Below are 22,264 nucleotides of genomic sequence, written 5' to 3'. Positions count from 1 at the left end.
TTTAGCTTAATTCATCTATTTGTTCTTGTAATTCTTCCCAATCCATCATTAAATCTTCCAACAATTTCTTTTTACCTTGATACATATCAAAGAAATTCGGTTTCGCTATGGTTTCTTCATAATTAATAGCCAATTCCATATCAATGTCTTTGATTTCTTTTTCTAAGTCAGAAATGTTACGTTCAATTTTGTTGAGTTTGTTGTTAAGCGATTTTTGCTTTTTTTGCGCTTCATACGATTGTTTTGTGTCTTCACTTTTTACAATTTCTTGCTTTATAACCGTACGTTTTTCTACTTCGCGCAAATCTGCAACTTTTCGTTCATCTAAGTAATAATTGATATCACCTAAGTATTCTTTTATCTTCTGATCTTTGAATTCATACACTTTGTTTGTCAATCCTTGTAAAAAGTCACGATCATGCGAGACTAAAATTAACGTTCCTTCAAAGTTTTGTAATGCCGTTTTTAATACATTTTTAGATTTGATATCTAAGTGATTGGTTGGCTCATCCATTACCAATACATTGAAAGGTTGCAATAACATTTTACACAATGCCAATCGATTTCGTTCGCCTCCAGACAATACTTTTACTTTTTTATCTGCTTCTTCACCTCTAAATAAGAAAGCGCCGAGCATATCACGCACTTTCGGACGTGTTTTTTCGTCTGCCGACTCAATCATCGTTTCTTCAACAGTGAGTTCGCCATTGAGATATTCGGCTTGGTTTTGTGCAAAGTATCCTATTTGAACATTGTGTCCTAGTTCTAGTTTTCCATCATGTGGAATTTCATTGACAATGATTTTAGCTAGGGTCGATTTTCCTTGTCCATTTTGACCCACAAACGCAATTTTACTGTTTCGTTCTACAAATAAATCAACATTTGATAGTACTTGCTTTTCGCCATAATGTTTTGAAACATTTTCGCCTTCTACGACTACTTTTCCTGGCTGAATTGACAATGGAAATTTGATTGTCATTACACTATTATCATCTTCATCAACTTCAATACGATCAATTTTCTCCAATTTTTTTATGAGCGATTGTGCCATGGAAGCTTTTGATGCTTTCGCGCGAAACTTCTCGATGAGCTTTTCAGTATGCTGAATTTGTTTGGCTTGATTTTTTTGTGTTGCGAGTTGTTGTTCCCGAATTTCTTCACGCAATACTAAATATTTAGAATACGGTTTGTTGTAATCGTAAATTCTTCCAAGCGAAATTTCAATCGTTCTATTCGTTATGTTATCTAAAAACATTTTATCATGCGAAACAATGATTACAACGCCTGGAAATGTTTTTAAGAATTGCTCTAACCAAATAATCGATTCAATATCTAAATGGTTGGTAGGCTCATCTAAAAGTAAGATGTCATTTTTTTGCAGTAAGAGTTTTGCCAACTCAATTCGCATACGCCAACCACCTGAAAATGTATCTGTTTTTTTGTCAAAATCTTCTCTTTTGAACCCTAACCCTTGCAATACTCGCTCGGTATCACCTTTGTAATTGTAACCACCTAAGATTTCGTAACGTGTTGTATATTCACTTAGGTTTACAATCAGTTGATTGTACACTTCACTAGCGTAATCAGTTCGCTCGGAAAGTTGATGATTTATTTTATCAATTTTAAGTTCTAATTCACGAATTTCTTCAAACGCTTCGTAACTTTCTTCAAGTACAGTTCTTCCTTTAACGAATTCAATATCTTGCTTTAAAAAACCAATTGAAATGTCTTTATCTGTAGCAATTTCACCTTCATCAGGTTCGTTTTCTTTGGCAAGAATTTTTAAGAGCGTTGATTTTCCAGCACCATTTTTTCCAATCAAACCAACACGATCTCCCGCATTTAATCGAAAAGCAATGTCTTTGAACAAATATGTTCCGCTAAAGGCAACACCTATATTATGAATATTTATCATATGTGTGACAAAAGTTACAATGTTTCTAATTTGGAAGTCTTATTTTTGTATTTCGTAAGACTCGCTATAAATATTTTTACAAATGTTAAAAAAAGGATCGAAATTATATAGTATTTTAACGGGAAGTTGCCCAAAATGTCATAACGAAGGCATGTATGAGGTGAAAAATCCATATAAACTTGCTACTACATTGAAAATGCACGAAACATGTTCGCATTGTGGAACTCGTTATAAAATTGAACCTTCTTTTTTTTACGGCGCTATGTATGTGAGTTATGGAGTCGGAATTGGGTTTGCTTTTGCCGCTTTTGTAGTTTCACGATGGCTTATTGGCACTAGCCTATTGACTTCTTTTTTTGCTATTATGGGTACCATGATTTTCTTTATGCCTGTTATTATGCGTCTATCGAGAAATATTTGGATTAATCTTTTTATGTCTTACGACAAGAATTTAGACAAGAAGAATTCTTAGTTTATTTTGACGTTTGCTTTCTCTTGAAAGTGCTCAAAACGTTTGATATTTATATCATGTGGTAATGCTATTTGATGCGTTAAATGATTGTACAATTGTTTTGCCGCTGTTGGCCCAATCATTACACCACGTGTTCCTAAACCGTTTAATACAACTAGTTGTGAATACTTTGGATGCGTTCCGACTAAAGGTCTTCTATCAACTACTGTTGGACGAATTCCCGCAACATGATCAATGATTTCATAATCGCATGTAATGAGCTTAGAAAGCTTCTCTATGAGTTCTAGTTTTGCTTCTTCGGTTGTTGTGTTTGTTTTGTCTTTCCAATTGTAGGTTGCACCAACCGTGTAAATATCATTTCCTTGCGGAATTATAAAAACCGACGATTTTAGCACATAGTCAATTTTTAAGTTTGGTGATTTTATGAATAGCAATTCGCCTTTACTTCCTTTTAATGGCAAATAACTAAAGTATGGATTGAAGTTGATTCCGAAACCTTCACAGAAGATGATTATCTTTGCTTTGATGTTTTGATAGCGAACAGAATCTTCATCAAGAATGAGATCGATGTATTGGAAACGTTCTTTTTTGAGCGCGTTTTTTTGCGTTAAGTATTCACGATAATGATTGAGTAGTTTTCGTGTATTTATTCTTCCCGTTTCTTTTACTTTTCCTAATGCGAAAGGTGCATTTACAGCTTCATTTGTATTTTGAATTAGATTTGTATCAAGGTATTTTGATAGTTTTGGTTTGTCTGAAGCTTCAAACCACATGTTTTGTTCTTCGATAGCAGAAAATCTTCGAACTACAGAAATTTTCTCATCAATATGAGTTGCTAGTTTTTTTTCTATTCGTTCATAAAAAGGCAATGCTAGTTCTATTTGTTCGTCAGCATTCCAAACTGGTGTAAATCGTTTTAATATTACCGGATTGTATAATCCGCCAGCAATTGTAGAAGAATGTTGCGAGTTGTCTTCATATACAATAAATTCTTTTCCTGCCGCTTCTAGTTCTTCACAAAAAGCAATTCCAGCCAATCCTAATCCGACAATTATATAATCTACCATAGTGCAAAAATAAAAAAACGCTCACTAAATAGTGAGCGTTTGTATTGTTATTGTTATGAATGTGTTTTTAGTAATTCCACATGTCTTGTTCTCTTCCTCTGATTTTATCTTTGATACGTTCAGATTCCAATAACTGCATTAGTGAGTTTTCTCGAACGTAATCTTTCACACGTCGATCACCTTGTACATTTTCTTCTTTATAAATGATTCCATTAAAGCGTCTTGCATTTAATAAGTGATCAAAAGATAATGGTTTGGCGGCATTCCGATCATTGAAGGCTTTTGCTTCATGTAGTATTCCTCTAACATCTGGATAGAATACCCAAAATAGTTCAACTAAATCTTGCTGTCCTTCAACATCAATAAAGTTTACATCTGGAGCTACTGGAGCAATGGCTAGTAGTCTGAATTTTAATTCTCCTTGACGTTTGTCAAAATACCAAACACCTTTTACGTGGTATTCTTCAATATCTGCAGCAGTTAAATCTCTCACATTGATATATTCATCAGATAAGGCTTCATTAGCATTTAGCTGTTCCTTTCCAAGGTCAGTTGTATCAACTTTTCTGAGTGTAGCTTCGATATCTTTGTACGTTCTCTCTTCTATAAAATTACCATCACCATATACTTTCTTAATCTTTCCGTTTTTAACATTCTTCAATAATACATCATATAAAGAACGTCTATCAGAACGAATATCAATAGTATCTATAGGATAGTACAATGGAAAGTTTACTCTTTCATCAAGATCAATGATCTCCCATGTTGTTGCTGACCAAAGAATATCTCTGTCATCAACGTATCCATAAGGTAATGGACCATCGTTATCTGCATCTTTTTGCGCTTGCGTTTTTACACCAATTTCACTTGGATCTTTAGCATTCAATAAATTTGCCTGCCCAAAAACCGTTCCCGAAATTAGTAATGTAAATGCAACTATAAATAAGCCTTTCCAATTCATAACAAATATTTTAATATTTTTTTAGTTTGTAATTTCAATAATTACAGGGGTAACTTTTTTAACAAAATAACTTGAGTTTGTCGCAAGTTTTGCATTAATGTCAAAAACTTGAACCGTTTGCCCTCTTTTAGCTTTTAATAAAGAAGCTCTAGCTCTACTGTCTAATTTGTTTCCATTTACTTTAATAGTAGCTTGACCTGGAACTTTAAAACTAAATCCTCTAACGTTTAATTTAAGATCGAAGTCAAAATCTTCTAACATTGCTCCAATAGTAACTTTAGACAAGTTATTTTTACTCATTTTTAAGGTTCCTGATTCTCCTCTTACTGTTCCTGTTGGACGCGGAATATCTTTAATTCTAAATGTAGCTTTATCAGTTGATGTTGATCCATCATCTAACTTAGCAGAAACACTAACAACTACTTCTCTTCCAGCACCTGGTCTCATTTCGTACTTCCCATTTCCTTTCTTTACTAATCCAGTAGCATTTGCTGTAACCTTGTTATCAGGAACTCCTGCAAAAGAAATTGTCATTGGGTTTACAACTCCACGATATACTACGTTCATTTTATCAGCAGAAATTGTAGCTGAGTTAGGACGTGGTACTACCACATAGTTCGCTTCAATAGGAATTTTTAAGTTTTCACCGTTTTCTATAAACGTAAATTCTCCATCAATAGTATGTTCACCTACATTTCCAACATTGAAATCTAGCTTTACAGCTCCTAATGAGTCAATTGATTCTCCAATGTTGATATCAGAACCTTTAACTGTAAGTTTTGTTGGTGTTACGTTTTCGTATTTACCAATTACTACTTTTCCTTTGAATTTTTCACCAGCGAAGAAAGCTGATTTGTCAGCAAGTACAATTGCTTTGTACTTTCTTAATGTAATTGCATCTTCTAGTGAGTTTCCTAAGAATAAGTTGTATGCTGCAGATTCAGATGCTTTGACATCATTCTGCATTGCTGTTAATTTTGTATATGAAGCAATTGACGGATATCCGTTAAAGTTATATTCTAACCAACCTAATTTTTTTCCATCAGCATTTTCTACTTCGCTTAAATCGAAACGTTTGTTGAAGTTTTGTTGAACTTTAAGATATGATTTGTCTTTATCAAAAATTTCATTCATTTCAGCTTTATACTGTTCGATACGATCTACGATTGCCTGACCTCTTTTAGATGGTCTGTCTCCTGTGAACCAGTATTCATCAAGAAAATCTCCTTTTTCCATTGACTGGAAAGGTAAGCTTCCTCTTTCGTCACGCTCAAATTTACCTCTATCTAAGATATCTTTTTCTTTAACTTCTGCTAAGAAAGCATAAAAGCTATTTGATATTCTACTTACATCCTGAGCTAAAGCATACGGTACAGCGAATTTTTCTTTCTTTTCTTTCGCTTTTCCTTCTAAGCCTTCCAGCATGTTTTTGTTTGTTTCAGATGCAGCAACGTTTGACATAGCAAACTTTTCTTCCATTTGCCCAAACGATGATAGCACTTCTTTTGACATTTGCATTGCCATCATTGCGATGAAAACCAAATACATCAAGTTAATCATTTTCTGCCTTGCAGATACTTTTCCTCCTGCCATGTCTAATTAGTTTTTTTAGTTAATTTAAATTAAGTATAAATACTAATTAGTTTTTGTTCATTGCAGATAACATTCCACCATATACACCATTTAATGATGATAAGTTTGATGCTAATGATTGCATTTGCTCTTTTAGCTTAGCTGCGTTTTCAACTGCTTCTTCGTTGATTGAAGCTTGACGACTAGCGCTTTCCATTTGAACTTTGTAAAGGCTATTTAAAGATTCCATTTGTGCAGCGGCTAATGACATTTGCTCACCATATTTCTTAGTTGAAGAAATTGCATCAACAGTTGGAGAAATACTTTTAGCAGCTCCTTCAAAGTTACGGATACTTGATCCTAAGCTTGTCATTAACTCGCTATCAATTTTAGCATCTTTTAATAAGTTGTCTAATTTTTTTGATAATAATCCTTCTGCATCAGTAGCTTCTTGCTTTTTAGCTTTTACTTTTGCTGATCCTCCAGATAATTCTGGATATACTAGAGACCAATCTAGGTCGTCTTGTTGTCTTTCAAATGCTGAATATGTAAATACTAGTGCTTCTACAATCATTCCAAGTGTTAAAATCTCACTTCCGTAAGGCCAGTGTTGAATTTTAAATAATGCTCCTACAATTACAATTGCCGCTCCAAGTCCATAAACCATGTTCGTTAGCGTGATCTTGCCATTCTTTGCCATAATAATCTAATTTTAGTTTAGTGTTTAGTTAATAAATTTAAGTGTTGGGTTACCTATTAGTTAATTTGTTGAATTATGAGTTATCTTTTTCCTGTACCTACAACATCAGTTCCCATATAACTTTGAACTGTTCTGAATCCGATGTAACTTCTTGCAGAGTCTCTGTATTCGAAATCTCTAGTGTTTACTTGTAAGAAGTATTCAACATCTTTCCATGACCCACCACGAATTACTACACGCTGGTTTAGTGTATCATTTACGTTAGGACTCATTGTAGACATGTATTCGTATGAACTTGGATCGTAAGATGATGCTGTCCATTCGGCTACGTTACCTGCCATATTGTATAAGTTGAAATCATTTGGCTCATAAGCATCAGCTTCTACGGTATATAATGCTTGATCTGCCGCGTAATTACCTCTTAATGGCTTAAAGTTTGCTAAGAAACATCCTCTATCATTCATAGTGTAAGGTCCACCCCAAGGATAGGTAGCTCCTTCGAGTCCACCTCTTGCAGCGTATTCCCACTCTGCTTCAGATGGCAATCTGAATTTATTGATTTGATGACGTTTTCTTTCTCTTCTGTAGATATTCTTTTTTAATGTTCTCCACTCACAGAATGCTTTTGCTTGTTTCCAAGTAACACCTACTACTGGATAATCATTGTATGCATCATGCCAAAAGTAGTCATTGTGCATAGGTTCATTGTACGAGTATTCGAAGTCTCTAATCCAAACAGTTGTATCTGGATATATTTCTAAGTTTTCTCTTTTTATAAAATCTGAACGTTTTAAACCTGTATTTCTAGTGTTTTTTGCAGCACTTTCAATATCCATCCAAGTGTATTGAAACCTTACTTTTGTCCAATCAATAGTACGTTGTCCATTGTATGCTTCAGCTTCTGGAATTAGCATAGAATCCATTACTTCTGCATAGAACTCATCTGGGATTTCAGAATAGTCCCAAATTAGATCTATATCTTGGTTTAGGCGTCTACCTTCATATCCAGTAGGTCCCATTCCAGCATAGTTATCTATATTATACTTTTGCCAAGCAGACACATCTGTAGTATCTGCATCTTTAAAAACATATTTTGCAATTCCGTCTTCGTTAGGATCTGTTTTCCCTTCTTCATCGGCTAATATTGCCAATCTAGTTCGGATTATAGAGTCTCTAACCCAATATACGAATTCTCTGTATTCACTATTAGTGATTTCAGTTTCATCCATGTAAAATGAAGGAACAGTAACTGTTTTTGTGGGTGCATTTTTGGTTTGAGCAATGTCGTCATCGGATTTACCCATGATGAACGAACCACCTGGAATTAATGCCATCCCATAAGGTTTTTCAGGATGCCACTTTTTACCTTTGACACCGACTAGCTCACCTCTATCTTTAGAACCACAGCTATAAAGAAATGCTAAAACGGCTGTTAATACAACAATCTTTTTCATACGGAAATATTGAGGTTAATACGTTTTTTATAGATTTTAAGGGCGTAAACCTATCTATTTATTTTCAAAAAAACAATTTTTTATTCTAAAAACTAATGGTTTTGAATTGCTTTTTTTAAATATCATTTTAAGGTTTTCTTAACACGCTTATTTAATTTATACTTTTTTTATACGCCATCCACCATCTTTCAGGGATTATTTGGTTGCAAGCATTCAAATAATCTTGGTGTGTGCAAGGTAATAACGTATGTCTTTTTAATTTATTATTCAAACTTGAAATAAATGGTATTTCTATCCACCATCTTTCTGTCTTGTTACTTTTGTAGAAGATCATCTCTTCTCGGTCATTTGGCACAATATACTTCAAATAGTCGTCTTTTGATGCAAAAGGGTAATCATTTACGCGATAATTAACACCTTCAACGAAATACCAGATCATTTGTGCCACTAACATTGCTGTAATTTCTTCGTCTTTTGAGTTTTTGTATTCAAAGATTCCAAATGTCGAAACTTTGTCACTTATTCCTGCATACCGACTGATAGCACAGATTTCTTTTCCATCAAATCCATTTGGTGATGTGTTTTGATTTCCACTTACTTCAGAAGCTTTTACCGCTGATAAATCAATTCCGACTATATCTGCATCACGTGTAATAGGTTCAACAATACTTATGTCATTTGACACTTGTCCTAAACGACACGCATCAAATAATAGTTTTTGCATTAAATCTATTTCTTCTTGCGCATTGAAATAGGTTTGATATCCAATGTTACTGTAATTGAACAAATTGTGCGGTGGTTCCATAATAATTTTTCCCATATAGGAATGATTACTTACCGATTGCGTAACAGCTCCAAAATCGAACTTACTATCAATGTTAACCATGTTTACCATTTGTTCAAGATTGTCATATGCTCTGTACATGGCATACATTAAATCTTGACTTCCGCCAATTATTATAGGAATGATATTGTTTTTGAGTAACGGCTCCATAATGGTTTTTAATGCCGCATATGTATCGTTTACCGTTGCTCCTTTGTGCAGATTTCCTAAATCCACAATTTTTTTACTCCAGTTTCCTGGATATAAACTGTATAGTGCTTTCCGAATTTCCAACAAATTGAGTTCTTCACCTAAGTAATTGATATCACTTCGATTTTCTAAAACTGCAATGATGGCAAATTTTGCAGCTGTAACCACTTCAGGAATTCCGTCTTTGGATGTGTGTATTGCTATTTGGTTTCCTAACGCTTGATTTGGCAATAACTCTTTGTGAGCCATTAATAAATCATTGACAGGCGATAAAAATTCGAATTCCATTATTTTTTAGCTTTTGCTTTTGGTTTCGCTTTTGCCTTTGCCTTTGCTTTCGTTTTTTTCTTAGGAGCTTTGTCCTCAATCATTTTTTGAACTTCTTCTAGTGTTAATTTTGTAGCATCAACCGTTTTTGGAAGTTCAATTTTTATTTTTCCTTTGAGAATGTTGCTTCGTCCCCAACGAGCTTTTTCAACGCGAATTCCTTCTGCTTCCCAATTGTGAATGACTTTATCACGTTCTTTTTGCTTTTTGTCTTCTATAAGTTCTACAATATCAGCTTGTGAAAGATTGTCGAAATCATATTTTTTATTCACATTAATGAAAATTCCATTCCATTTTAAGAAAGGCCCAAAACGTCCAACACCTTTTGTAACATCATGCGTTTCATATTGTGCAATTGGCGCATCAGCTATTTCACGTGCTTTAATAAGCTCCATTGCTCTGTCCATTTCCACACTTAGTGGATCTTCACCTTTATCAAGTGAGATGAATTTTTTACCAAATTTCACATACGGACCAAAACGCCCGTTGTTTACCTCAACAGTTTCTCCTTTGTATTCACCTAATTCTTTTGGCAACTGAAATAAATCCATTGCTTCTTCAAAAGTGATGGTGTTTAGTTGTTGATCTGGACTTAAACTTGCAAATTTTGGTTTTTCCTCATCGTCCACGGTTCCAACTTGAACCATCGGTCCAAATTTTCCTAAACGAACACTTACTTGTTTTCCGCTTTCAGGATCAGTTCCAAGAATTCGTTCTCCAGATTCACGTTCGGCATTTTCTTTTACATCTTCTACTTTTGGATGAAAGTCTTTGTAAAAACTTTTCATCATGTCTTTCCATTCTTCATTTCCAGACGCTATATCATCAAAGTCTTGCTCAACTTTTGCAGTAAAGTTGTAATCTAAGATGGATGCGAAATTTTTCACCAAGAAATCATTTACAATCATTCCAATATCTGTAGGCACAAGTTTTCCTTTGTCCGAACCGACTTTTTCCGTGAGTTCTTTTTCAATGATTTTATCACCTTTTAGTAAAAGTTGCTCATAGTTTCTTTCTACGCCATCAACAGTTCCTTTTTCAATGTATCCTCTGTTTTGAATGGTAGAAATGGTTGGTGCGTATGTTGACGGACGTCCAATCCCTAATTCTTCTAATTGTTTTACTAAGGAAGCTTCCGTAAATCTGTAAGGAGCTTGTGTATAACGTTGTGTAGCAGTTATGTATTCGTTTGCAAGTTTTTCACCAACTTTTAATGCTGGTAACATTCCATCTTGCTCTTCTTCTTCTTCATCTTTTCCTTCCAGATATACTTTTAGGAAACCTTCAAATTTTAACACTTCTCCGTTTGCTGTAAAACGTTCACCGTGTGTATTTGCTTCAATTTTAGCGTTGGTACGTTCTAATTGTGCATCACTCATTTGAGAAGCTAACGTACGTTTCCAAATAAGTTCATATAAACGTACTTGATCATATTCTGCATCAACAGAATGGTTTTCCATGTTGGTCGGACGAATTGCCTCATGCGCTTCTTGTGCGCCTTTTGCTTTGCTTTTATAGTTTCTTGGTTTGCTGTATTCTTCTCCGTACGAACGAATAATTTCGGCTTGTGCCGCATTTTTCGCATCGTTAGACAAGTTTACACTATCCGTTCTCATGTATGTTATGAAACCTGCTTCGTATAAGCGCTGTGCTAACGTCATCGTTTTACTAACGGAGAAATATAGCTTTCGTGATGCTTCTTGTTGCAACGTTGATGTTGTAAATGGTGCCGCTGGAGATTTTTTAGCTGGCTTTGTTTCTAAGTTTGCTATTTTGAAGTCTGCACCAACATTTTTAGCTAAGAAGTCTTTTGCCGCTTTGTGTGTTGGAAATGTTTTATTGAGTTTTGCCTTGAATTTTTTCCCTTCTGAGTTCAAAAATTCTGCAGCTACTTTGAAAGATACTTGTGGTTTAAAATCTTGAATACTACGTTCACGTTCAACAATTAAACGTACTGAAACCGATTGTACTCTTCCGGCAGACAATCCACCTTTTACTTTTCTCCAAAGTACTGGCGACAATTCGTAACCAACCAATCTGTCTAAGATTCTTCGGGCTTGTTGTGCATTTACTAAGTTGTAATCAATATCTCTCGGATTGTCTATCGCTTTTAGAATTGCTGTTTTTGTAATTTCATGAAAAACAATTCGTTTTGTACGTTCTGGCGTAAGCTTTAATGTTTCAGCCAAATGCCAAGCAATCGCTTCTCCTTCTCGATCCTCATCACTAGCGAGCCAAACCATTTCTGCTTTTTTCGCTAAATCCTTTAATTTTTTTACAACTGCTTTTTTGTCATCAGAGACTATATATTGAGGTTCAAAATCGCCGTCTACATTTACACCTAACTCTTTGGATGGTAAGTCTGCAATGTGCCCAAAACTTGATTCTACTTTGAATTCTTTTCCTAGAAATTTTTCAATCGTTTTCGCTTTTGCAGGTGACTCTACAATTACCAGATTCTTTGCCATATATTGATTTTTCAGAGTACAAAAGTATGTAGATTTTTAAAAACGGACACATTTTTTTGTATTTATACTTTTTTTATGCTTGTTAGAAATCACTTTTTAGACGTTTAAAAATCATATTTCAGACCGATAATGAATCCACCATATTTTTTGTCTCCAAGGTAATTTACGTACGGTGATAGTTCATATTTAAAAATAAGTCCAACATTTTTATAATTGATTCCTGCGCTTAATCCGTAATTAATTTTTTGATCGAAAAAACTTTTAACTTTGGTACTGAAAAATTTATTGTTAGGCGAATATATTTCATATCCAGCATATACACCAGCTTCCAAACTGTAATCGCCAAATCGTTTTTCAACGTTGGAAAATAAGTTAAAACTCAACTCGCCTTTGTTAAAACTTGTACTATCTCTTTTGAAGTGTAAATTTCTAAATTGCAAACCAACTCCATAATTGAGCAGATAATCATTTTTGAGTTCATTCTTGAGTTCATAGGAAAGCTCAATTACGTACGATTTTATAATTTGATAATCGTTTGGTGTAAAAAATCCGTTGAGACCAACCATGATATCTGTGTTTTCATATAACGGTTTTGCTTTTTCCTTTTTCGCCTTTTTACGCTTTTTACGTTTCTTTTTGAGTGTTTCTGGTGGAACTAATTCCCAAGCATATAATTTTACATCTTCTGCTGTTGCTACAATTTCTTCACTTTCTGCTGCTGATGAAGTTTCACTTATAGTATTTGATGAATGTTGTTGCAACTTTTTATCACCATTATATAGAATGTTGTTTTGTGTATCGCTTCCGCGAGATTTTACTTTTGATGCAGCATTTACAATTCCTCTTTCACTTCCTTGAAGCTTGTTTGCTTGCTGATTGTTGTTTTGAGTTGCGTCATTTGCGCCTAACGCGTCTTTTTCAGCTTGACTGAGATTAGAAGTATCTATATTAGAAATTGAAGTTGAAGTTGAAGTTGAATCCGAAATCGTGTTTTGTGTATTTCCTGTATTTAGTTCCTCTGTATTTTTGTTGGTAACCGAATTTCCATCAATATCTGAATTGAAATTGATTCCATGATAGATTCCAACAAAGCTTATTATAATAAAGAATAATAGCAACAAAAATAGTCTTCGCTTTTTTCTTTTGCGTTGTAGTTTTTCCTGAACAATGTCCCAACCATCATTGGAAGGCGTTGCTTCACGACCCGAAAGTTCACTTTTTGCAAGTGCGTCTATGTAATCAAAATCTTCCATTGGACTTTTTTGTTGTTAATTGTTCTTTTAATAGTGTTCGCGCTCTAAATAAGCGTGTTTTAGAAGTTGCTTCAGGAATTTTTAATAGTACTGAGATTTCTTTGTGTGAATAGCCTTCTACTGCATATAAATTGAAAACCAGCTTAAATTCTACAGGAAGTTGCATCACTAAGCGTTGTATTTCCGAAATTTCTGTTACTGGTTTTTGATATGTTTTTTGATGTTCGAGTATGGTTTCACTTTGATCAGAGATTAGGAATTTCTTTTTTCGTAGAAATGATAAACTTTCACGAATCATGATTTTACGTACCCAACCTTCAAAGCTTCCTTCTTGTTTGTACTTTTTGATGTTGAAAAATACTTTTACAAAACCATTGTTCATGACTTCTTCCGCCATTGAACGATCTGAAATAAAGTTGAGACAAGCTCCTAACATTTTAGGCGCGAGTGCTTCATAAACTGCTTTTTGCACCAGTTCATCATTAGCTCGCAACCCATCAATGTTATGTATTTGTTTGTTCGTTTTTCCCAAAAATGGCGACCCTATTAGATTGTTTTGTATTTTGATTGCTTTTAACAACTTATCGACTGAATTTCTATTGGAATTAGGATAAATTCAGTACTCATTGCATAGTCAATACGTACATATATAATTTCTACACTTGACGTATTTTGATATGAGTTTAAAGGTAACGGATTTGTTTGATTGTTTGCATCATCTTCACTTATATAAAAGGCAATTGTATCTGCATTGGTTAATTCGTCCAAATCTTTTATTTCTAGGATACACGGAATGTATTCTTCAAATGCGAATTCGGAAATTTCAGAACCATCAATGTTTTCACATTCTATAAAAACCAATTCGGTACAGTAATTTTCTTCTTCACATTCTTGCGTAAACGTAAATACGATGTCATTATTTGTCAACGTCATAATATTGTCTGGTTGTATTACTGTTTTCCAATCAGAACTCCAGTCGTCTGCCGTTTCGCTAGGTTCATCAAAGGCAATATTGATGTGTAATTCGTATTCAATAAAGTACACAATCCAAGTGCCTTCAAACAGTTCGCCGTTGTTATAAAATTTGAATGTTCCGTCATCAGCAACATCAAATACAGCGTTTTCATACGTGTCTTCATCTTCATCATCATGACTTACAACCCAAACACATTCTTGCAATAGTTGGCGACAATTTCCTGCAATTTGTGTTTGTTGTACCAAAACACAATCGTCAATAGCTTGTTTTAATTCGTCTTTATTTTGAATTAAGAATTCTTCACCACTTTCGAGTTCACTTTGAATTGGAAAGCTGATTCCGATACTGTTTCCGTCTGCAATACCGTCTAGTATTGTACTAAATTGCACATCGCTTGCAACTACATGTTGCGCAACAACTTCTGCATCACTATTAAATTCTAACATTGTAAATGTATAAATGAATTTGATACAGGTAATTTCCTTATCCGAATCTTCATCTGCCACACGCGATATAAGATCGAAGAGTTCAGATTCTTTTTCGATGAGATTTACAAGATCTACAGTTCCTACTTCTTCATTGTCATCTAGGTCAGAGCATGAAAAAGTGGCTATTATTATAAATATACATAATCCAGCTTTTAAAATTTTTTCTTTCATAATTATCAGGTATTGTTAATGTTCGTATATTTTATAGATGTATGAATTGCAAAAAGGCTTCAGAAATACTCAAATATTTTCAATATTAATTGAAAATCGAGCATCATCCACTTCATTTTCGAGCATTCAATCCTTTCTATTAATATAGACGCGTTGTAAAAGAAAAAGGTTCCCGAAGTATGTAAAAAAGATTATCTTTTTTTGACAGGTCTTTTGTAGTCGTGTAGTTTTTGAATGATTAAATCTGTTTTTTCTTGGTATGGATCTACAGGTTTTTCATCGTCAAAACCAATGACATGTTTGTAGATGAAATAGAGTGGCAAGTTAACAAACGTCATTGTTAGCACAAATCCGAATCCACATAAAATAACACCTACAATCATGGAAATAAAGCCTATAATTAGTATGAATCCGATAGAAACTCCCCATTTTTCAGTTCCAAGTTTAAAACTAAGATTTATAATATCTTTTGTTGATAATTCTGGATTGAACGCAAAAATAGCAATGAAAAAAATAATAGGAACGATAAGATACACCAAAGGAATGTACGATAAATAGAGTACTGAAGGAGCAATAATTGCCGTAGACAATGTTCCTAATACAAAGAGTTTTGAAAAATATTTTCGTTTCAAGAAGTAATAGTAATCGTAAAAACCAGCTCTGTTATGATCTTTCATTTTACATATTCTAAAAAATGCCGCTGATATTGCTATAAAAATAGCTCCTGCGGCTACTGAAAATATTCCTCCAAATATGAATGATATAACACGTACTCTTTCGTCATTTGAAACATGAAAGTCCATGTATTCGGAAGTAATTCCAAAAAATACCAATGTTATTGTGTATGGAATAAAGCATATAATTGCCGCTACCAAAGAAAATAACAAAATTAACAAACTACTTAGAAGCGCTTGTCCCCAGGTTTTGGTAAACAAAGTCCCAGATTCATTCATAATTGTTTGAAATGATAGAGGTTTTGCTTCTTCTATTTTTTCTAGTAGTGTTTCTTTATTCATGTGTATTTATTTCAATAGCGTACAAAAATAACAGAATTATTATAAGTTGTATATTTTTTTGAGAGCAAGAAAAACAAATTTTCCTAAGTACTTTTTAACGCATAAAAAAGCCTATCATTATTCTGATAGGCTTTCATTTATAATAACATGTTTATTGTTCAATTTGTTTTAGATCGTCAGAATATACCCTGTAATCATCCTCAAAACCAATAACATGTTTGTACACAAAATATATTGGCAGGTATATAAATGAGCTCGTAAAAAATATTCCTATTCCACAAAGAATAAATCCAATTATTGATGCAGCAAATCCACTTACCAACACGAGCGCAAATGTAATTCCCCATTTTTTTACACCAAGTTTAAAACCAACACTTATAATATCGCTTGCGCTTAATTCTGGATTGAACGCAAATATTATGGTAAAAAAAGTAATTGGAATCATTACAAAAAATACTGGAAAATAACACAACAATGTTGCTAGAAGACTAATTCCAATAGAAGCCGCTACTAAAGTTGCCATTTTTTTAAAATATCTTCTTTTTAAGAAATAAAAATAATCATCCGAAGTTGCTTCATTCAAATCTTTCTGTTTACATATTCTGTAAAAACCAGCTATTAAAGCCATTGGCACAACGCCTGCTACAATAATTATCAAAATAAATATTGCTATGATTAACACCACCATAGGCAAAGCTATCACTGGTGCCGATCGTTCTCCCATGATGCTAAATGTTACTCCGAAAAATCCTAACACCATAAAAATTGGAATGTATGATAGTAGTGCAATGACCAAGCCTAATATCATTTGTAAAAGAGTTTTTACAAATCCTTGCATCCATACTTTTTTAAACAATTCTATAGATTCGTTAAAAATATCTCCAAAAGATAATTGTTTCGCATTGTCAATTTTTTCTAGTAAGAAATTTTTATTCATGTCCTTTATAGTTAATTGGTTGAGTAACAAAAATAAAAGAATTATTATAAGTCCAATAATTTGAGTGTGAAAGATAGCAAGTTATTTAACATGCCATTATGTCATATGTTTTGAAATAATCCTATCTTTGCATCTTAATTGATAGTAAACTACCATTCAGATTACAGCATACATGGAGAAGATAATAGACGAAAGTAAGCAAGGTGAAAGCATTGTTTTAGCACAAAAACCTCAAAACACACGAAAACTATATATTGAAAGTTATGGTTGCCAAATGAATTTTGCTGATAGTGAAGTTGTAGCTTCCATTCTTGCAAAAGAAGGTTTTAATACCACAAATCGTTTGGAAGAAGCTGATTTGGTGTTGGTGAATACATGCTCAATTCGTGACAAAGCTGAACAAACGGTTCGTAAACGTCTGGAAAAATACAATGCCGTAAAACGACACAACCCAAAAATGAAAGTTGGTGTATTGGGCTGTATGGCAGAACGCTTAAAAAGTAAATTTTTGGAAGAAGAAAAAATTGTAGACATGGTTGTTGGCCCTGATGCTTACAAAGATTTACCAAATTTGCTCCAAGAAATTGATGAAGGACGAGACGCCATAAATGTAGTACTTTCAAAGGATGAAACGTATGGAGATATTGCGCCTGTTCGATTGAACACAAACGGAATTACAGCGTTAGTTTCCATTACAAGAGGTTGCGACAACATGTGTACGTTTTGCGTTGTTCCATTTACCCGTGGACGCGAACGTAGCCGTGATCCGCAATCGATTTTAGAAGAAATTCAAGAACTTTCAGACAAAAACTTTAAAGAAGTAACCTTATTAGGTCAAAATGTAGATAGCTATTTATGGTATGGTGGCGGCTTGAAAAAAGATTTTGAAAAAGCTTCTGAAATGCAAAAAGCAACTGCGGTAGATTTTGCAAAGTTGTTGGATATGGTTGCTGTCAAGTTTCCAAAGTTGAGAGTCCGATTTTCAACTTCAAATCCGCAAGACATGCATGAAAATGTATTTCATATCATGGCAAAACATAGAAATATTTGCAAACACATACACTTACCTGTACAAAGTGGAAGCGATCGAATTTTAAAAGAAATGAATCGTTTGCATACGCGCGAAGAATATTTTGCGTTGATAGATAAGATTCGTGACATCTTACCAAACTGTGGAATATCGCAAGATTTAATTGCTGGTTTTCCAACAGAAACAGAACAAGATCATCAAGATACACTTTCATTAATGGAATATGTAAAATATGATTTTGGATATATGTTTACGTATTCTGAACGCCCTGGAACAATGGCTGGAAGAAAAATGGAAGACGACATTCCTGAAACAACAAAAAAACGAAGACTTGCAGAAATTATTGAACTGCAACGATCGCATAGCGCATACAGAACGCAATCACATCTCAATACGGTAAAAGAAGTCCTTATTGAAGGTTCTTCTAAAAAATCAGACGCACATTGGATGGGAAGAAGTTCTCAAAACACAGTAGTAGTTTTCCCAAAAGAACACTACAACCTTGGTGATTTCGTAAATGTAAAAATTCACGATTGTACTTCTGCAACGTTAATTGGTGAAGCCATTGAACATTCAGAAAATAATTAAAAAAATAATCAAATACTATTCAATCAACCATCAAAAAATAAATATGATGAAAAAGACACTTTTAATAACTTCAATTTTGGTAGCATTTTTATGTTTCTCATGTGATGATGAACCTATAGATTTTGATGTAGAGGTAACAAATCCTACGGATCCGACAGACCCAACAGATCCGACGGACCCAACTGACCCAACCGATCCGACAGACCCGACAGATCCAGCAAGCACACTATCATTATATTCATATGATGTAACATCAAACCTGCCTATTTTTGGCGAAATTATTACAAATACGGATTTCAATGTTTCAGGAGGCGTTGTAATTTCGTTAGATGCAGAAGTAATTATAGCAGGTTCATCAACTCCAGCTTTTGGCGTATTTACACGTGACGGAAACGGTAAAATTGTTCGCTTAAATGCTACAACTAACGGAACACCTTCAGAGGACACAACGATAAGTTATACTGGCGATAATATTTCTGAAATCGTTTATGAAGATTTAGAAGATCCTACTGAAAATCATATCTATAATTTTACCTATAGCGGAACAATTGTTACGAGAACTACTGTTGGTTCTGATGAAAGAATTGAATATACATTTGATTCAAACAGTCAACTAATTTCTGTAGAAGCGTTCACAGGAACCATGAGCACGCAAATAGAAACACTAACGTATACGAACGGAAACTTGACTTCTACAACTACAACGGGAACAAATGAAGGCGGATACACACTTTCGTATGATTCATTTACAAATCCGTCAAAAGCTGTTTTTAACGATCAATTTCTATTTAGTATTTTTAATATAGATTATGAGGACGAAGTAGCAAATACGATTGCAACTTTTCATAGTACAAACAACTGGGCAGGAGTTCAAGATAACGGGCAAAATGTAACATTTGACTTAACGTATAATGCTGACAACAACATAACAACTAGAAATGGAACGTTTGATTTAGGAGATGGTTTTCTATTTACACTAAACGAAACATTTCAATATTAATCATACAACAATCTTAAAAAACATGCATAACTCATAAAAGCAATCCAATGAAAAAAGCTTATTTACTTACCACTGTTCTATTGGCATTTTTATGTTTTTCATGTGATAATGAACCTGTTGATTTTGAAATTGTAACAGAGGAAGTTCCTACCAATGGAAATCCAACAAATCCTGATCCTGGCACTCCAACTGATCCTACAGATCCAACCGACCCAACAGATCCTGGAAACAGCAATCAATTATCAAATTACAACTATGTAAAAGAATTTACAGCTAACGGAAGCGATACTTCTTTTAATACAGATTTTAATATCAACTCTCAAAATCAATTTACATCACAACAAACAAGTCTTTCGTTTTTAGGAACTACTATTGATGCAACGGCTTCTGTTATTAGAGATCAAAATACTAGAGTCATTGGCGCTATTACCAGAGTTGACGGAACTATTATTAATAGAGCATCCGTAACCTATAATATTGGCAAAATTGCAACAATTGAGTATGAAGATTTACAAGATGCTTCTGAAGATTTTATATTCACGTTTACACATTTCAATACTGAAGTTACACGTACAAAAGAAGGAACCATCTACAGTACAAAGTTTACATTTACTGATCAAAATAAACTTATCAAAAGAGAAACGATGGAAAGTGGCGTTGTGGTTAAAACGGAAAATATTACCTATGATACTAATGGAAATTTAATCATGTCTGAGATTACAGGTCAAAATCCAAATACATACGTATATACGCATGATAGTAACATAAATCCGCTCAGTTTTACCATGAACGATTTGTATAAATTTTCAATATTCTATGATGAATATGACGATCAATACGAACATTGGCAAGCAATGGTGTACAGTAACAACAATGTTACATCAGTTACAACTTCGCAAGGACCATCAAACTTAGACATTCAATATGATACAAATAACAGAATTTTAAGTAGGTCTGGAACTTTATATTCATCATTACCATTCATTTCTAATGATGTAACTATTACCATCAGTGAAAACTTTCAATACATAAATTAAAAAACAACGCACGAAAAAAATGGAATCCATACAAGCTATAAAACAACGTTTTGGAATCATCGGAAATGATGCAGGACTTAATCGTGCTATTGAAAAAGCGATTCAGGTAGCTCCCACAGATATTTCTGTACTTGTAACTGGTGAAAGTGGTGTTGGAAAAGAAAGTGTTCCAAAAATCATCCACTCACTATCACACAGAAAACACGGAAAATATATTGCTGTAAATTGCGGAGCTATTCCAGAAGGAACTATCGACAGTGAACTTTTTGGACACGAAAAAGGTGCTTTTACAGGCGCAACACAAACCAGAAATGGATACTTTGAAGTTGCCGATAACGGAACAATTTTCTTAGATGAAGTTGGCGAATTACCATTAACAACGCAAGTACGATTGTTACGTGTATTGGAAAATGGAGAATTCATCAAAGTTGGTTCATCCAAAGTACAAAAAACCAATGTTCGTATTGTGGCGGCTACCAATGTAAATATGTTTGAAGCCATCAAAAAAGGAAAATTTAGAGAAGATTTATACTATCGTTTAAGCACAGTTGAAATATTACTTCCGCCTTTGCGAGCGCGAAAAGAAGACATTCATTTACTATTCAGAAAATTTGCTTCCGACTTTGCAATGAAGTACAAAATGCCATCTATTCGTTTGGACGAAAACGCAACGGCACTATTGACAAAATATCGTTGGAACGGAAATATTAGACAATTGCGAAATGTAGCCGAACAAATTTCTGTACTGGAAGAAAATAGAGGAATTACTGCAGAAACACTAATGCAATACTTGCCAAATACCTCTGGGAATTTGCCAGCGGTTATTGAAAAATCGAAAAGTGAAAGCGACTTTAGTTCGGAGCGTGAAATACTGTACAAAGTGCTTTTTGATATGAAAAGTGATTTAAACGATTTAAAAAAACTCACCATGGAACTCATGCAAAATGGAGTTTCGCAAAAAGTACAAGAAGAAAACGAAAGTCTAATTCAGAAAATATATGGTGATGATGATGGTGATGAAGTATTTCATGAAGAAGAAGAAAGCGTAAAGCTATTGCCAATTTCACCTGAAGTTACTGTGGTTTCTGAAGCTGACAAATATCATTTTGCAGAAGAAATTGAAGAAGAAGAAACACTTTCACTTCATGACAAAGAACTAGAACTCATCAAAAAAGCGTTGGAACGCAACAAAGGAAAACGAAAAGCCGCGGCAAGCGAGCTTGGAATTTCTGAACGTACCTTATATAGAAAAATCAAACAATTTGATTTATAAATTACACATACAAAACCGATGAAACGTATTAAAATATACATTACCGCTGTCATTATTTCTCTTTCATTTACAGGTTGTAAATTTTACAACTTTACAGGAACTGGTGACTTAAATGCAGAAACCTATCAAGTAAATTTCTTTCAAAACAACGCGCCTATCATTGAACCTGGATTGGACAGAGATTTTACACTTGCGCTACAAGATTTAATTCAGAATCAAACAAGTTTAACATTGGTTAGATCAAATGCAGACTTAATATATGAAGGTGAAATTGTAGAATATCGTGTTTCTCCAATGAGCGCAACTGCCAACAACACAGCCGCGCAAAACCGCTTGACAATTGCTGTACAAGTGCGTTTTACACACAACAACAGACCAGATGATGATTTTGATACGCGTTTTTCATTTTTTTATGATTATCCTGCTTCTTCGCAATTAGCAGCTGTACAAAGCACGGCATTTGAAGAAATATTTGAACGTTTAACACAAGACATTTTTAATGCTAGTTTAGCAAATTGGTAACTAC

At 34.0% G+C, this 22,264-nt stretch carries 19 protein-coding genes; 6 read left to right on the top strand and 13 right to left on the bottom strand.

Annotated elements, in window-relative coordinates; genetic code table 11:
* Position 1 precedes the first annotated feature (1 nt).
* Entirely contained in the window at positions 2 to 1,915 is a 1,914-nt protein-coding gene (abc-f, locus tag ACQ654_RS17855) for a ribosomal protection-like ABC-F family protein (RefSeq protein WP_430411707.1), read from the bottom strand.
* 82 nt (positions 1,916 to 1,997) lie between these two features.
* Here abc-f and ACQ654_RS17850 point away from each other — a divergent pair, with 82 nt between their 5' ends.
* Positions 1,998 to 2,387, top strand: a complete 390-nt coding sequence (locus tag ACQ654_RS17850; RefSeq protein WP_430411706.1) for a DUF983 domain-containing protein — start codon at positions 1,998 to 2,000, stop codon at positions 2,385 to 2,387.
* On the opposite strand, the gene ACQ654_RS17845 is transcribed toward ACQ654_RS17850, so the two are convergent.
* From ACQ654_RS17845 to ACQ654_RS17790, 12 genes are all read right to left on the bottom strand, one after another.
* Positions 2,384 to 3,454 (bottom strand): NAD(P)/FAD-dependent oxidoreductase, encoded by a 1,071-nt coding sequence (locus ACQ654_RS17845; protein WP_430411705.1) that lies wholly within the window; start codon positions 3,452 to 3,454, stop codon positions 2,384 to 2,386. The genes ACQ654_RS17850 and ACQ654_RS17845 overlap by 4 nt on opposite strands.
* Positions 3,455 to 3,521: 67 nt before the next feature.
* Complete coding sequence (gldN, locus tag ACQ654_RS17840) at positions 3,522 to 4,415, bottom strand: gliding motility protein GldN (protein WP_430411704.1); 894 nt, start codon at positions 4,413 to 4,415, stop codon at positions 3,522 to 3,524.
* Between the two features lie 21 nt (positions 4,416 to 4,436).
* Positions 4,437 to 6,008, bottom strand: coding sequence for a gliding motility protein GldM (gene gldM / locus ACQ654_RS17835; RefSeq protein WP_430411703.1), 1,572 nt, complete (start codon positions 6,006 to 6,008; stop codon positions 4,437 to 4,439).
* A gap of 46 nt (positions 6,009 to 6,054) precedes the next feature.
* A complete protein-coding gene (gene gldL, locus ACQ654_RS17830) occupies positions 6,055 to 6,687 on the bottom strand; it encodes a gliding motility protein GldL (RefSeq protein WP_430411702.1) in 633 nt (210 codons plus the stop codon).
* 80 nt (positions 6,688 to 6,767) lie between these two features.
* On the bottom strand, positions 6,768 to 8,141 hold the full coding sequence (gene gldK, locus ACQ654_RS17825; RefSeq protein ID WP_430411701.1) for a gliding motility lipoprotein GldK: 1,374 nt from the start codon (positions 8,139 to 8,141) through the stop codon (positions 6,768 to 6,770).
* Positions 8,142 to 8,292: 151 nt separating this feature from the next.
* Positions 8,293 to 9,462 carry a formimidoylglutamase gene (locus ACQ654_RS17820; RefSeq protein ID WP_430411700.1) on the bottom strand — a complete coding sequence of 390 codons (1,170 nt, stop codon included), beginning with the start codon at positions 9,460 to 9,462 and terminating at the stop codon, positions 8,293 to 8,295.
* Positions 9,462 to 11,969, bottom strand: coding sequence for a type I DNA topoisomerase (gene topA, locus ACQ654_RS17815; RefSeq protein ID WP_430411699.1), 2,508 nt, complete (start codon positions 11,967 to 11,969; stop codon positions 9,462 to 9,464). Before topA ends, ACQ654_RS17820 begins: the two co-directional genes overlap by 1 nt.
* 104 nt (positions 11,970 to 12,073) lie before the next feature.
* A complete protein-coding gene (locus tag ACQ654_RS17810; RefSeq protein ID WP_430411698.1) occupies positions 12,074 to 13,222 on the bottom strand; it encodes a hypothetical protein in 1,149 nt (382 codons plus the stop codon).
* Positions 13,209 to 13,754 carry an RNA polymerase sigma factor gene (locus ACQ654_RS17805; protein WP_430411697.1) on the bottom strand — a complete coding sequence of 182 codons (546 nt, stop codon included), beginning with the start codon at positions 13,752 to 13,754 and terminating at the stop codon, positions 13,209 to 13,211. The genes ACQ654_RS17810 and ACQ654_RS17805 overlap by 14 nt, the downstream gene beginning before the upstream one ends.
* Before the next feature lie 41 nt (positions 13,755 to 13,795).
* Positions 13,796 to 14,857 (bottom strand): hypothetical protein, encoded by a 1,062-nt coding sequence (locus ACQ654_RS17800; protein ID WP_430411696.1) that lies wholly within the window; start codon positions 14,855 to 14,857, stop codon positions 13,796 to 13,798.
* Between the two features lie 191 nt (positions 14,858 to 15,048).
* Complete coding sequence (locus tag ACQ654_RS17795; RefSeq protein WP_430411695.1) at positions 15,049 to 15,873, bottom strand: hypothetical protein; 825 nt, start codon at positions 15,871 to 15,873, stop codon at positions 15,049 to 15,051.
* A gap of 151 nt (positions 15,874 to 16,024) precedes the next feature.
* Positions 16,025 to 16,810, bottom strand: coding sequence for a hypothetical protein (locus ACQ654_RS17790; protein ID WP_430411694.1), 786 nt, complete (start codon positions 16,808 to 16,810; stop codon positions 16,025 to 16,027).
* Between the two features lie 172 nt (positions 16,811 to 16,982).
* On the opposite strand from ACQ654_RS17790, the gene miaB reads away from it, so the two are divergent.
* Genes miaB through ACQ654_RS17765 form a run of 5 tightly spaced genes read left to right on the top strand, consistent with a single transcriptional unit; the run spans position 16,983 to position 22,260 of the window.
* The gene (gene miaB, locus ACQ654_RS17785) at positions 16,983 to 18,428 is read left to right on the top strand and encodes a tRNA (N6-isopentenyl adenosine(37)-C2)-methylthiotransferase MiaB (RefSeq protein WP_430411693.1); all 1,446 of its coding nucleotides are present in this window, start codon (positions 16,983 to 16,985) and stop codon (positions 18,426 to 18,428) included.
* Positions 18,429 to 18,474: 46 nt separating this feature from the next.
* Positions 18,475 to 19,428: a hypothetical protein gene (locus ACQ654_RS17780; RefSeq protein ID WP_430411692.1), complete on the top strand. Its 954-nt coding sequence runs from the start codon at positions 18,475 to 18,477 to the stop codon at positions 19,426 to 19,428.
* Between the two features lie 47 nt (positions 19,429 to 19,475).
* A complete protein-coding gene (locus tag ACQ654_RS17775) occupies positions 19,476 to 20,465 on the top strand; it encodes a hypothetical protein (RefSeq protein WP_430411691.1) in 990 nt (329 codons plus the stop codon).
* 19 nt (positions 20,466 to 20,484) lie between these two features.
* The gene (locus tag ACQ654_RS17770; RefSeq protein WP_430411690.1) at positions 20,485 to 21,738 is read left to right on the top strand and encodes a sigma 54-interacting transcriptional regulator; all 1,254 of its coding nucleotides are present in this window, start codon (positions 20,485 to 20,487) and stop codon (positions 21,736 to 21,738) included.
* Between the two features lie 18 nt (positions 21,739 to 21,756).
* Complete coding sequence (locus ACQ654_RS17765; RefSeq protein WP_430411689.1) at positions 21,757 to 22,260, top strand: LptE family protein; 504 nt, start codon at positions 21,757 to 21,759, stop codon at positions 22,258 to 22,260.
* Positions 22,261 to 22,264 lie beyond the last annotated feature (4 nt).

Origin of the sequence: Kordia sp., assembly GCF_965283645.1 — a bacterium.
Classification (GTDB): Bacteria; Bacteroidota; Bacteroidia; order Flavobacteriales; family Flavobacteriaceae; genus Kordia.
Note: the sequence above shows the minus strand (reverse complement) of the source record. Positions and strands in the feature narration are given on the sequence as shown.